A 12,802-nucleotide genomic window follows, 5' to 3' on the forward strand; every position below is an offset into this window, starting at 1 on the left:
GCGGCCAGGTGAGGCCGCAACGTGCGGACCGCGACGGAAGCGATCCGGTGGATGACCTCGCCGGCCACCGGCAACACGCGTTCCGGCTCAGCGGGGTCGAACTCAGCGGGCTGATCAGCGCGATGCGGGCGGCCATCACCCCGCCCCTCGCCGACGAACCCGCGCCGGAACGCGCCCGCTACCGATTCATCCGATCGATATGTGCGGTATGCCAGTAAAGGTACGATCCTGCCCGTGGAGACCCGTGGCCTGGAACCCGTGCCCGACAGCGAGCGCACCGGGCGGGCCCGGGGCCTCTTCCCCACCTGGGCCGCCGCCAACACGACCGTGCTGCTGCTCACCCTGGGTGCGGGCCTCGTCGTCTTCGACGCGCTGAACCTCTGGCAGGTGCTGATCGTCGCGACGGCCGCCCCCGTCCTCTCGTACGGCATGGTCGGGCTGGTCTCCGTCGCGGGGAAGGCCGGTGGCGCCCCCGGCATGGCGCTCTCCCGGGCCGTCTTCGGGCAGCGGGGGAATCTGGCGCCCGGCGCGCTGATCTGGGTCGCCCGCTGGGGCTGGGAGACGGTGAACGCGGTCACCGGTGCGTACGCCGTGCTGGCCGTGCTCGATCTGCTGTTCGGGGTCCGGAGCACCACGACCCTGATCATGGTGACGCTGACGGCCTTCGTGGCGGCGGGCTTCCTGCTGTCGGGGCTGGGGGCGCGGGCCCTGCGGGTGTGCTCGGCCTGGTCCGCGTGCCTCTTCGGCGGATTCAGCGTCCTCGTGCTGGTGCATCTGGCCGGTACGACGCCATGGCGAGCCGTTCTGGACCAGCCGGCCGGACCGGCGCCGGCGGTGGTCGCGGGCATCGGCACCCTGGCGGCCGGCGGCATCAGCTGGTCCCCCGCCGGCCCGGACTTCGCCCGCTACCTGCCGCGCACCGCGTCCGGCCGGGCGGTGGTCGCGGCGACCGTGGGCGGCGCGGCAGTCGTGTCTCTGCCGATGGTGATGATGGGGGCGGTGATGGCGGTCGGTACGCCGGGACTGGCCGCCACCCGGGATCCGGTCTCCTTCATCGGCGCGTCGCTGCCGGACTGGATCTCGGTGCCGTATCTGTTCGTCGCCGTGCTCGGCATGGTGCTGATCAATGCCATGTCGATGTATTCGGCGGGATTCACCGCACAGACGCTGGGGTTCCGTGTCCCGCGCGCCTGGGCGGTCGGGGCGAATGCCGCGATCAGCCTGTTTCTGGGAGCGCTGCTGATGCTGGTGGCGAGCAGTTTCATGGATTCCTTCGTCTCCTTCCTGAACCTGCTGGCGGTGACGTTCTCGGCCTGGCTCGGCGTCTTCGGCATGGACCAGCTGAGGGGGCGCGCCTACGATCCGGCGGCGCTCATGGACACCACTTCGAGCAGCGCCTACTGGTACACGGGCGGTTTCGCGTGGCCGGCCCTGGCGGCCTGGTCCACGGGCCTGGCCGTCGGGCTGCTGTTCACCGGCGTGGAGTGGTTCAGCGGACCGCTCGCCACCACCTGGGCCGGGCGCAACGGGCTCGGCTGGGCCGTCACCGTCCTCGTCTCCGGCGGCCTGTACGCGGCGCTGCCGCGCCCCGGCGCAGGGCGGCACGGCACACCCCTACACTTCTGACGCTGCGTCAGCTACTGTCCGGCCTCGCCAGCCCGCCCGGCGAAGGGGACAGTGTCATGGCCTTCACAGTCGTCCGGTTCAACCTCGTCGATCCAGCCGCCACGCCCACCTCGCTCTCGGCCCGCTACCGCGCGGCCCTGGACATGGCCGCGTACGCCGACGAGCACGGCGTCGACACCGTGCAGACCGAGGAGCACCACGGCGCCGCCAACTCCTGGCTGCCCTCGCCCTTCACCTTCGCGGGGGCCGTCTTCGGGGCCACCGGCCGGATCGCCGTCACGGTCTCCGCGGTGATCGGGCCGTTGCACGACCCGTTGCGGCTGGCGGAGGACATCGCGGTGCTCGACCTGCTGAGCGCGGGCCGGCTGGTCACGGTCGCGGGGATCGGCTACCGGCCCGAGGAGTACGAGCGGGCCGGAGTCGAGTGGGGCAGGCGCGGCCGGATCCAGGACGAGCTGCTGGAGACGCTGCTGCTGGCGTGGGCCGGGGAGCCGTTCGAATTCCGGGGACGCACGGTCACGGTGACGCCCCGCCCGTTCACCCGGCCGCACCCGCTGCTGCTGGTCGGCGGCAGCTCCCGGGCGGCGGCGCGGCGGGCGGCGCGGCTGGGGCTGCCGCTGTTCCCGAGCGCGCATCTGCCGGAGCTGGAGGCGTATTACCACGAGCAGCGCGCGGAGCACGGTACCGAGGGCTTCTGCATGATGCCCTCGGCCGAGACGCCGTTGCTGCACGTGTCCGAGGACCCGGACCGGACCTGGGCTGAGTACGGGGAGCACTTCCTGCACGAGGCCCGTACGTACGCCTCCTGGCAGTCCAAGGACATCCGCTCGGCCGTCCGTTCGGCGGCCACGACGGTGGCGGAGCTGCGCGAGGAGGGCGTCTACCGGATCGTCACCCCCCAGGCCTGCGCGGAGCTGGGCCGGGAGCTGGACAGCCTGGTGCTGCATCCGCTGTGCGGCGGGATGCCGGTCGAGGAGGGGTGGCGCAGTCTGCGGCTGTTCTGCGAGGCGACCGGCGGCTGACGGCTGAGGCCGTACGGCCCGCTCCTCGGACCGTACGGCTTGAGCCGTGCGGGTCAGCCCATCTCCTCCAGGGCCTTGCCCTTGGTCTCCTTGACGAACTTGATGACGAAGGGGATCGAGAGCGTCGCGAAGCAGGCGTAGATGATGTACGTGCCCGACAGGTTCCAGTCGGCCAGGCTCGGGAAGCTCGCGGTGATCGCCCAGTTGGCGATCCACTGCGCGGACGCGGCGACACCGAGGGCGGCGGCGCGGATCCGGTTCGGGAACATCTCGCCGAGGAAGACCCAGACCACGACACCCCACGACAGGGCGAAGAACAGCACGAAGACGTGGGCGGCGACGAGCGCGACCACGCCCTGGGTGTTGGGGAGTTTGCCGTCGACCAGGTTGGCGGAGAAGGCCCAGGCCTCGAAGGCGAGCGCGACGGCCATACCGCAGGAGCCGACCAGAGCCAGCGGGCGGCGGCCCACCCGGTCCACCAGGACCATCGCGATCACCGTACCGATGATGTTGATGATCGACGTGGTGAAGGAGTAGAAGAACGAGTCGGTCGGGTCGATGCCGACGGACTGCCACAGCGTCGCCGAGTAGTAGAACGCGACGTTGATGCCGACGAGCTGCTGGAAGACCGACAGGCCGATACCGATCCAGACGATGGGCAGGAAGCCGAAGCGGCTGCCCAGCAGATCCTTGAAGGTCGACTTGTGCTCGCGGTGCATCGCGGTCTCGATCTCGGCCACCCGGGCGTCGAGGTCGACCTCCTTGCTCTCGACCTCCGCCAGGATCTGGCGGGCCCGCTCCTTCTTGCCGACCGAGATCAGATACCGGGGCGACTCGGGGATCGCGAAGGACAGCACCCCGTACAGAACGGCGGGCACGACCATCACGCCGAGCATCCACTGCCAGGCTTCCAGGCCGCCGATCTTGCCGCGCTGGTCACCGTCGGCGATCTGCAGGATGCCGTAGTTGACCAGCTGGGAGATGGCGATGCCGATGACGATCGCCGCCTGCTGGAAGGAGCCGAGACGGCCTCGGTAGGCGGGCGGCGAGACCTCCGCGATGTAGGCCGGGCCGATCACCGAGGCCATGCCGATGGCGAAGCCGCCGATGATGCGCCACATCGCCAGGTCCCAGAGCGCGAACGGGAGCGCCGATCCGACGGCGCTGATGGTGAACAGGACCGAGGAGATCTGCATGCACCGGATACGGCCGATCCGGTCGGCGATACGGCCCGCGGTGGCCGCGCCGATCGCACAGCCGATCAGGGCGATCGCGATGACCTGGGCCAGCGTGCCGGAGCCGATGTCGTACCGGCTGCGGATCGCCTCGACGGCCCCGTTGATCACGGAACTGTCGTAACCGAAGAGGAAACCGCCCATCGCAGCGGCTGCCGTGATGAAGATGACATGGCCGAGGTGGTCCGGGTGGGCCGCTCTGGCTCCGGACTCTGGTCCCTGCGATGTGCTGGTCACGTGAACTCCTGGTGCCTGGCCGCAGACGCAGGCGTGGGGGGCGAGCTGTTCCTAGTGGCGCATACGTTCACCGCCGCCACCACTTGGAGGTGAACGCGTCGCCACCGGGAACACCTGCCCGCTTTTCGCGGTCTGAAGAGGGCTCAGCGCAGCCGCTGGCTGATCACCTTGGAGACGCCGTCGCCCTGCATCGAGACGCCGTAGAGCGCGTCGGCGACCTCCATCGTGCGCTTCTGGTGCGTGATCACGATGAGCTGGGAGCTCTCCTGGAGTTCCACCATGATCCGGATCAGCCGCTGGAGGTTGGTGTCGTCGAGCGCCGCCTCGACCTCGTCCATCACGTAGAACGGGCTCGGCCTGGCCTTGAAGATCGAGACGAGCAACGCCACTGCCGTCAGCGACCGTTCGCCGCCGGACAGCAGCGACAGCCGCTTCACCTTCTTGCCCGGCGGGCGCGCCTCGACGTCCACACCGGTCGTGAGCATGTTGTCCGGATCGGTCAGGATGAGCCGGCCCTCACCGCCCGGGAAGAGGCGCGAGAAGACGCCCTCGAACTCACGGGCGGTGTCCCGGTAGGCCTCGGTGAAGACCTGCTCGACGCGCTCGTCGACCTCCTTGATGACCTGCATCAGATCGGCCCGGGTCTTCTTCAGGTCCTCCAGCTGCTCGGAGAGGAACTTGTGCCGCTCCTCCAGTGCGGAGAACTCTTCGAGGGCGAGCGGATTCACCTTCCCGAGTTGCTGGTACGCCCGTTCGGCCGACTTCAGCCGCTTCTCCTGCTCCGCCCTGACGAACGGCTTCGGCTGGTTGCGCGGATGCTCCGGATCCTCCGGCAGCTCCTCCCCCTCCGCGGCCGGGGACGGCGGCACGAGCTGGTCGGGCCCGTACTCGGCGGCCAGCCCGGCCGGCTCCACTCCCAGCTCCTCCAGGGCCTTCGTCTCCAGCTGCTCTATCCGCAGCCGCTTCTCGGCCCCGAGCACCTCGCCCCGGTGGACCGAGTCCGTCAGCTTGTCCAGCTCGTCCTTGAGCGCCCGGCCCCGCACGCGCTCCGCCGCCAGCTCCCGTTCCCGCTCGGCCTTGGAGGCCTCCGCGGCGACCCGCTCCCGCTCCGCCCGTACGACGGACACCTCGACGTGGGCCAGCAGCTGACGGGCGCCGGACGCCACGGCGGAGGCGACCTCGGCCTCGTGGCGCAGCCGCGCCCTGCGCTGCTCGACGCGCGCCCGCGCCTCCCGCTCCGCACGGGCGCCCCGGTCCAGGGAGTCGGCGCGGCCGGCCAGCGCCTTGACGCGTTCCTCGTGGGTACGGACCTGGAGGCGGGCCTCCATCTCGGTCTGGCGGGCGTTGGCACCGTCGGCGGCGAGCCGGTCGCGGACCGCGCTGTCCGGCTCCTCGTCCCCGCCGTCCTGCGCGGCCTCCTCGGCGACGAGCAGCCGCTCGGCGAGCTCCTCCGCGTCCTGGGTCGCGCGCTCCAACGCCTCCTGGGCACGGGCGGCGGAGGCGGCCATCCGGTCGGCCTCACCGGCCGCGCCCCGTGCCTGGCCGGCCAGCCGCCCGAGCTGCTGGGCCACCCCGGACTTCTCCCGCTCGGCGGCCCGGCGCCGCTCCCCCAGTTCCTCGGCGAGCGCCGCGACATCGGAGCGCCGCCGGGCGGCGAGCTGCTGCGCCTCGGCGAGCTCCGTGCACCGCACCGCCAGGTCGGCCAGCTCGGCGGCCGCCTCGTCCACGGACGCCTGGACTTCGAGGAGGCTGGGCGCACCGGCGGAACCGCCGTGCGCGAAGTGTGCGGAGAGCACGTCCCCCTCGGCGGTCACCGCTGTCAGCTCCGGGCGGGCGGCGACCAGGTCCTCGGCGTCCTCCAGCGTTCCGACGACCACCGTGTCCCGCACCAGCCTGCGCACCGCGGCCACCAGTTCGACGGGACCGGTGACGAGGTCGGCGACAGCGGGGTTCCGCAGGCCCTCGGTAGGGGGCGCGGCCGGCCGGCTGTCCGGAGCCGTCCCGGTCGCGGCCGCGCCCCGCAGCACCGGAAGCCGCTCCGCCCCCTGGCCCGGGACGTGAGCGGTCTCACCCCGGGGTGCGGGGTCCGCCTCGCCCTGAGGAAACACCCCGGACGCGGGGTCCGCCTCGCCCCGGGGGAGAACCGCCGACGCGGGGTCCGCCTCCGTGCTCTGCCCGGGTACGTGGGCGCCTGCCCCTCCGCCGCCCCCCAGCAGCAGCGCGGCCCGGCCCGCGTCCAGTTTGCGCAGCAGCCGGATCGCCTCGGCCGCCGTGGCCGGGTCCGTCACCGCCACCGCGTCCGCCGCCGCGCCCAGTGCGGCGGCCACCGCGACCTCGTGGCCCGGGGCCACCGTGAGCAGTTCCGCAGCCGGCCCGAGCAGGCCGGTCAGCCGGTCCCGGGCGCCGAGCAGCACCCCCGTACCGTCCTTGCGGCGCAGCCCGAGGGCCAGCGCGTCATGGCGGGCCGCGACGGCGGCGCGCTTGCGTTCGGCGGTGGTGGCGGCCTCCCGGGCGGCGGAGAGCGAGGCCTCCGCCTCCTTCAGCTCGCTCCGGGCGGCCTCGTGCCGCTCACCGAGCTCGGCGTCACCGGCGTCCAGGCCGTCGACCTCGGCCTTGAGCTGCTCGTACTCCTCCTGAGCGGCGACCGCCCGCTCCCGCGCCTCGTCGCGCGAGGCGGCCAGCCGGTCGATCTCCGACTGCGCCGAACCGGCCCGGCTGCGGGCCGCGTTGACCTGGCCGCTGAGCCGGGCGAGTCCTTCGCGGCGGTCCGCCAGCGCGCGGGCGGCGTCCTTGAGGCGGCGCTCCTCGGCCGCCAACTCGCTCTCCAGCTCGGACCGGTGGGACGCGGTGTCCTCCAGCGCGTGTTCGGCGGCCTCCAGCGCGGCGGTCAGCTCGGCCTCCTGCTCGCGGATCCGGGCGGCCTCGCGCTCCATGTCCTCGGGGTCGCGGCCGCGCCGCTCCTCCTCCGGCGGGGCGGTGGCACTCTTCACCCGGGCGTCGGCCAGCGAGATCGTGCCGCGCACCCGTTCCGCCAGTTGCGACAGCTCGTACCAGGTCTGCTGGGCGCGCTGGAGCCTCGGCGTGAGCCGCCGTACCTCGTCCTCGAGTTCGGCCTCGCGCCCCAGCGCCGCCTTGAGCTCCGCCTCGGCCGTCTCCCGCCGCTGCTTCAGGGCCGCCTCGTCGGCGATCTCACCGCGCAGCGCGGTGTGCAGCCTGACCAGGTCGTCCGCGAGCAACCGCAGCCGGGCGTCGCGCAGGTCGGCCTGGATGACGGCGGCGCGGCGGGCGACCGCGGCCTGCCGGCCGAGCGGCTTCAGCTGTCGCCGCAGTTCGTCGGTGAGGTCCTGGACCCTGGCCAGGTTCGCCCCCATCGCGTCCAGCTTCCGCAGCGCCTTCTCCTTGCGCTTGCGGTGCTTCAGTACGCCGGCGGCCTCCTCGATGAACGCGCGGCGCCCCATCGGATCGGCGTGGAGCACGGAGTCCAGCTGGCCCTGGCCGACGATGACGTGCATCTCGCGGCCGATGCCGGAGTCCGAGAGGAGTTCCTGGATGTCCAGCAGCCGGCAGGTGTCGCCATTGATCTGGTACTCGCTGCCGCCATTGCGGAACATGATCCGAGTGATCGTCACTTCGGCGTACTCGATGGGCAGAGCGCCGTCGGAGTTGTCGATGGTCAGTGATACCTCCGCCCTGCCGAGCGGGGGCCGCCCGGTGGTGCCGGCGAAGATCACGTCCTCCATCTTGCCGCCACGCAGGGATTTGGCACCCTGCTCCCCCATAACCCAGGAAAGCGCGTCCACCACATTGGACTTGCCCGACCCATTGGGGCCGACCACGCAGGTGATCCCGGGTTCGAACCGCAGGGTCGTGGCGGAGGCGAACGATTTGAAACCACGCAGGGTCAGGGCCTTGAGGTGCACGCCGCCGGACTCTACCTTTCGCTCTCGGTTTCGCTGATGAAGGTGCAGGGCACATCAGACGGTAAGGGAAGGGGTGTACGTCCGGGGCGGGACGGGCGCGGTTCGGAGGGGAAAAGAAAGAAGGGACGCCGAAGCGTCCCCGGTAAATCTTGTGCATTGCTCTGTCGACGGATCCGGACGTCTCCGTGGAGACGCGCGTGCCGGATCAATGACATGCAGATGACGACGCAGATCAAACGCATGGGATGAGCCAGCGATGATCAGGCGCAATCGATCTTCAATGATCCGGTGACGATCCGGCGAGTATTCCGTGCGGCTGACGCGTGCAGCCCGACCGGCCCTGGGGCCATGGGGTCAGGTCAGCGCCGGCTCCGCCTGAGGTACGTCGATGTCGATGCTGTCGAGCAGCGACTCTTGGTGCTGAGCGGCGGCATTGAGCGCGTCGTTCTCGTCCTGAATCCGTACGATCTCGGATTCAAGATCCTGGACGCGCTGCTGGAGCCGTCGCATCTCGGCGAGGAGTCGCGGGTCGGAACCGCCGACGTAACCGAGAAGCGCCTTTGCCATGAGGATGGTCCTCCACACTGAGTGACCGACCGATGCGGTGTGGGTCGTGAGGGAATCGCACCCGCGGTGCTCGGCAGTGCTCTGTGTTCACTGCTGTTCTGCTGCCAAACAGCTCTGCCGAACAGCTAAGGTGCGCGGGGTTTTCAGCGTCTCACCAAAAAGTTTGACGGTCAACACGATCACACCCTGTATAGAAGGGCGTCCCGGGGGCGCGCGGCCTGGCGATCATGCGGCGCGACTCTCCTGCGGGGCCCTCAGGGGCACGGAGATCATCCTTCTCGCCGCAGCCTCGCACGGCAACCGATTCTTGGCAACCACCGGGTCATTCCGCAGGTCATTTCATGTGTAAGGACGACGACGGCCCTCGCCGTCACCCCGCGCGGCACCTCGAACACAGCCCGAACACGGCACTTCTTCCGCGCCCCCGCGAGCACCGGATCAACGGATCGCGAACCCCTTGTATCCACCCCTCGGGGTGTCCCAGATCTCAGTGACTCCGTCAACGCGGCCGGGTGTGTCGTCCGAACGCAGCCAGTCCAGCAGACGGTGGCAATTCTCACGACGCCCCTCGGCCACCACCTGCACCCTGCCGTCGTCGAGATTGAGGGCGAATCCGGTGAGGTCTCCGATCTCCAGAGCGTTTGCCCTGGTGAACCAGCGAAACCCTACTTGCTGTACTCGGCCGCGTACCCAGGCGGTGAGCCGTACATCTTCGTTCATGCCCAAACGCTAACTGTCCAATTGCACTCGGAGCACTTCTCGGCGAAAGCCCATGGCGTACAGTCCCCTCGCAAAAGCTTCACTCGATCGGGTGAGCCATGGTGACGTCGAAAACGGCGTCCAGGTCGTCAGAAGGGCACAGCAGATGGGACGCCATCGACGCTCCGCCGCAGCTCCCACCGCTGAAGCAACCGCGGAACGGGACGCAGGCCGGAGCCGGGGAGAGCGCCGCAGGAAGCGGGCGGGCCTGCCGGTGCGTACAGGACTGCTCGGTGTCTCGGCGGCCATGGCCGTCGGGGCCGTCGCCGTCGCCTCCGGTCTGGTGCCCGGTGGGGACAACTACCTGAGCAGCGGTTCGGCCGCCGACCAGGTCCGCTCCCAGGGCGCCCCGGACCTGCTGACCCAGGGCGGCTCCACGACCCCGCCGGCCGACCGGGGAACCGTCTCCGACACGGCCAGCCGGGGCACCGGCCGCGCCGACGGTCCGACAAAGTCGAGCCCCTCGGCGGACGGCAAGCCCTCGTCCTCCCCTTCCATGACGTCCGGACCTGCGAAGGAAGCCGGGAAGAAGGCAGCGGAGAAGACCGAGGCCTCGAAGACGGCGCCGTCCCACAAGGCCTCCGCCTCCAAGGCCCCGGCCGCCCGCGCCACCAGGAGCGCCACCGCGCCCGCGAGCCCCTCCAAGGCGGCTCCGGCCCCCTCGACCTCCGCACCGGCCGCCCCCCGGACCACGGCGCCGCCCGCCGGCACCTCGGCCCAGGCGGCCGTGCTCTCCCTGGTCAACCAGGAGCGCGCCAAGGTGGGCTGCAGCCCCGTCACGGCGAGCGGCCCGCTGACCTTGCTGGCCCAGGACTTCAGCGACGACATGGCGGCCCGTGGCTTCTTCGACCACACCGACCCCGACGGCAAGACCCCCTGGGACCGTGCCGCCAAGGCGGGCGTGGACGGGCTCGGCGGCGAGAACATCGCCCGCGGCCAGGCCGACGCGCAAGCCGTGATGGCTGCCTGGATGGACAGCGACGGCCACCGCGCGAACATTCTCAACTGCGACTACAAGACGCTCGGCGTGGGTGTCCACTTCGGCGCCGGCGGCCCCTGGTGGACCCAGGACTTCGGCTTCTGAGGCCTGCCCGCCCGGACAGCCGCCCGCATCACCACCCGCACCGACCTCGTACGCCCCACTCGCTCACCCATGGATTGCGCGATCCGATGGAGAGCGCTGTGCGGGCGTACGCTGGTTTCCATGGACGAGAACGGCGGCAGCGGGACGGACGACTGTCCGGGCGGCGACTGGCTTTTCGACGTGTTCTCCAAGCGGTGCCCCTCGCGCGCCACGCTGGAGCACGCCACCGGCCGCTGGGGAAGCCTGACGCTCGGCGCGCTGTACGAGGGCAGCCTCCGCTTCAACGCGCTGCGCCGCCGGGTCGACGGGGTGAGCGAGAAGATGCTCTCCCAGACGCTGCAGGCGCTGGAACGGGACGGGCTGGTGCACCGCGAGGCGCAGCCGACCAATCCGCCCCGCGTCGACTACGAGCTCACACCTCTTGGGCGCCAGGTCGCCGAGCGGCTGCTCGCGCTGATCGACCTCGTCGAGAACCGGATGTCCGAGGTCATGGCGGCCCGCGAACGCTACGACGGGATCCACGCGACCCAGGCGTCCCGGTAGGGCCGCGGACGGTTTCCGCCGGGCCGGGTTCTCAGCCGGCGGCGCGCGGCGGGCGCTGGCAGCGGGGGCAGAAGTAACTGGACCGGTTCATCCAGGCGCGGCGCCTCATCGGTGTACCGCAGCGGTGGCACGGCTCGTCCTCGCGCCCGTAGGCGTCGAGCGAGCGGTCGAAGTAGCCCGACTCACCGTTCACGTTGACGTAGAGGCTGTCGAAGCTGGTGCCGCCCTGTTGCAGTGCCGCGTTCATCACATCGCGGACGTGGCCGAGCAGCTCGGCCGACTTGGGGCGGGTCAGGGTCGCGGTCGGCCGGTCGTAGTGCAGCTTCGCGCGCCACAGCGCCTCGTCCGCGTAGATGTTGCCGACACCGCTGATCAGTGACTGGTCGAGCAGGGCGCGCTTGACCGTGGTGCGGCGCAGTCGCAGCGCGGTGTGGAACGCGGCGTCGTCGAACTCCGGGTCCAGCGGATCGCGGGCGATGTGCGCGATGGTGTCGGGCACACCCTCGGGGTTGTTGTCGTGGAGCGAGAGGCCGCCGAAGGTCCGCTGGTCGACGAAGCGGAGTTCGGTGCCGATCGAGTCGTCGAACCGGATCCTGATCCGCAGGTGCTTCTCGTCGGCGGCGTCCTGCGGCTGCACGAGCAGCTGACCGCTCATGCCCAGGTGGCCGAGGAGCGAGCCGGCCGTGTCGTCCAGCGGCACCCAGAGGTACTTGCCCCGGCGCATCGCCGGCCCGAACCGGGTACCGCCGAGCCGCGCGGCGAAGTCCACGCCCCCCGCGAGGTGGCGGCGGACCGCACGCGGGTGCAGTACCTCGACCTCACCGACCGTGCGCCCGGTCACCCAGCGCTGGAGACCGCGCCGTACGACTTCCACCTCGGGCAGCTCGGGCACGGTGTCGCTCCTGTATCTGGAAAGGATCCGGATCTGGCGTCCGGACAGAGAGAACCCCCCGGTGCACAGGGCACCGAGGGGTCTCGGGTCAGGCCGGAGCGACGTCCGTGGACGGCGGCGGGTCGGCAGGGGTGTCGGCGGCCCCTCCGTCGGCAGCGGCCTTGTCGGCCACAGCTTCCCGCGCCTCCGCGGCGGCGCTGATCTCGCGCCAGGCGGATTCCGCCGCCTGTTGCTCCGCTTCCTTCTTGCTACGGCCGGTGCCGGTGCCGTACGAGACACCACCGACGCGAGCGGCAGCAGTAAAGGTCTTCTCGTGGTCCGGGCCGGTCTCCGTGACGAGGTACTCGGGCACGCCGAGGCTCTCGCTCGCGGTGAGCTCCTGGAGGCTGGTCTTCCAGTCCAGGCCGGCGCCGAGATTGGAGGACCTGTCGATCAGCGGGTCGAAGAGCCGGTGAACCAGCTCCGAGGCCGCGCCGAGGCCCTGATCGAGATAGACCGCGCCGAGCACCGCTTCAAGGGTGTCGGCGAGGATGGACGCCTTGTCCCGGCCACCCGTGCCCTCTTCACCGCGGCCGAGCCGGATGAAGGAGCCGAGTTCGAGGCCGCGGCCCACTTCCGCAAGCGCACGCGAGTTGACCACCGCGGCCCGCAATTTGGCCAGCTGGCCTTCAGGCAGGTCGGGGTGAGTGCGGTACAGCGTGTCCGTGACCACCAGGCCGAGCACCGAGTCCCCGAGGAACTCCAGCCGCTCGTTGGTGGGCAGACCGCCGTTCTCGTACGCGTACGAACGGTGGGTCAGCGCACGCACCAGAAGGGCGGACTCGAGGTGGTACCCGAGCCGCCCTTCCAGAAGCGTGTGGGACGAGGCTGTGTTGACGTTGTCTGCCTGCTTCTTGGCGTGGGACAACTCAGACATC

The 12,802-nt window shown here is 70.9% G+C and carries 10 protein-coding genes; 4 read left to right on the forward strand and 6 right to left on the reverse strand.

The window, feature by feature from the left end:
- Window positions 1–234 precede the first annotated feature (234 nt).
- Complete coding sequence (locus tag EDD93_RS00575; protein WP_123523292.1) at window positions 235–1,626, forward strand: cytosine permease; 1,392 nt, start codon at window positions 235–237, stop codon at window positions 1,624–1,626.
- A 56-nt stretch (window positions 1,627–1,682) separates the two neighbouring features.
- Window positions 1,683–2,648 carry an LLM class flavin-dependent oxidoreductase gene (locus tag EDD93_RS00580; RefSeq protein WP_123523293.1) on the forward strand — a complete coding sequence of 322 codons (966 nt, stop codon included), beginning with the start codon at window positions 1,683–1,685 and terminating at the stop codon, window positions 2,646–2,648.
- A 53-nt stretch (window positions 2,649–2,701) separates the two neighbouring features.
- On the opposite strand, the gene EDD93_RS00585 is transcribed toward EDD93_RS00580, so the two are convergent.
- The 4 genes from EDD93_RS00585 to EDD93_RS00605 form a co-directional block, all read right to left on the reverse strand.
- The gene (locus tag EDD93_RS00585) at window positions 2,702–4,120 is read right to left on the reverse strand and encodes a sugar porter family MFS transporter (protein ID WP_123523294.1); all 1,419 of its coding nucleotides are present in this window, start codon (window positions 4,118–4,120) and stop codon (window positions 2,702–2,704) included.
- A gap of 143 nt (window positions 4,121–4,263) precedes the next feature.
- Window positions 4,264–8,040 carry an AAA family ATPase gene (locus tag EDD93_RS00590; RefSeq protein WP_123523295.1) on the reverse strand — a complete coding sequence of 1,259 codons (3,777 nt, stop codon included), beginning with the start codon at window positions 8,038–8,040 and terminating at the stop codon, window positions 4,264–4,266.
- A gap of 354 nt (window positions 8,041–8,394) precedes the next feature.
- The gene (locus EDD93_RS00595) at window positions 8,395–8,607 is read right to left on the reverse strand and encodes a hypothetical protein (protein ID WP_024494492.1); all 213 of its coding nucleotides are present in this window, start codon (window positions 8,605–8,607) and stop codon (window positions 8,395–8,397) included.
- Between the two features lie 438 nt (window positions 8,608–9,045).
- Window positions 9,046–9,327, reverse strand: coding sequence for an acylphosphatase (locus EDD93_RS00605; RefSeq protein ID WP_123523296.1), 282 nt, complete (start codon window positions 9,325–9,327; stop codon window positions 9,046–9,048).
- A gap of 145 nt (window positions 9,328–9,472) precedes the next feature.
- Between EDD93_RS00605 and EDD93_RS00610 the strand changes: the two genes are divergently transcribed.
- Together EDD93_RS00610 and EDD93_RS00615 are read left to right on the forward strand one after the other, a co-directional pair.
- A complete protein-coding gene (locus EDD93_RS00610) occupies window positions 9,473–10,450 on the forward strand; it encodes a CAP domain-containing protein (RefSeq protein WP_123523297.1) in 978 nt (325 codons plus the stop codon).
- Between the two features lie 120 nt (window positions 10,451–10,570).
- A complete protein-coding gene (locus EDD93_RS00615) occupies window positions 10,571–10,993 on the forward strand; it encodes a helix-turn-helix domain-containing protein (RefSeq protein ID WP_123523298.1) in 423 nt (140 codons plus the stop codon).
- 31 nt (window positions 10,994–11,024) lie between these two features.
- Here the strand turns inward: EDD93_RS00615 and mutM are convergent, their stop codons facing one another.
- Complete coding sequence (gene mutM, locus EDD93_RS00620; RefSeq protein WP_123523299.1) at window positions 11,025–11,885, reverse strand: bifunctional DNA-formamidopyrimidine glycosylase/DNA-(apurinic or apyrimidinic site) lyase; 861 nt, start codon at window positions 11,883–11,885, stop codon at window positions 11,025–11,027.
- 88 nt (window positions 11,886–11,973) lie between these two features.
- On the reverse strand, window positions 11,974–12,801 hold the full coding sequence (gene rnc, locus EDD93_RS00625; RefSeq protein WP_123523300.1) for a ribonuclease III: 828 nt from the start codon (window positions 12,799–12,801) through the stop codon (window positions 11,974–11,976).
- Window position 12,802: the final 1 nt, after the last annotated feature.

This window comes from Streptomyces sp. 840.1 (assembly GCF_003751445.1).
In the GTDB taxonomy this organism is placed as follows: domain Bacteria; phylum Actinomycetota; class Actinomycetes; order Streptomycetales; family Streptomycetaceae; genus Streptomyces.

What these genes read in the sequence shown, in the direction of transcription:
- EDD93_RS00580 (WP_123523293.1), top strand. Translation starts at nt 1,683, where the DNA reads ATGGCCTTCACAGTCGTCCGGTTCAACCTCGTCGATCCAGCCGCCACG.
- EDD93_RS00595 (WP_024494492.1), bottom strand. Translation starts at nt 8,607, where the DNA reads ATGGCAAAGGCGCTTCTCGGTTACGTCGGCGGTTCCGACCCGCGACTC.
- EDD93_RS00605 (WP_123523296.1), bottom strand. Translation starts at nt 9,327, where the DNA reads ATGAACGAAGATGTACGGCTCACCGCCTGGGTACGCGGCCGAGTACAG.
- EDD93_RS00610 (WP_123523297.1), top strand. Translation starts at nt 9,473, where the DNA reads ATGGGACGCCATCGACGCTCCGCCGCAGCTCCCACCGCTGAAGCAACC.
- EDD93_RS00615 (WP_123523298.1), top strand. Translation starts at nt 10,571, where the DNA reads ATGGACGAGAACGGCGGCAGCGGGACGGACGACTGTCCGGGCGGCGAC.
- rnc (WP_123523300.1), bottom strand. Translation starts at nt 12,801, where the DNA reads ATGTCTGAGTTGTCCCACGCCAAGAAGCAGGCAGACAACGTCAACACA.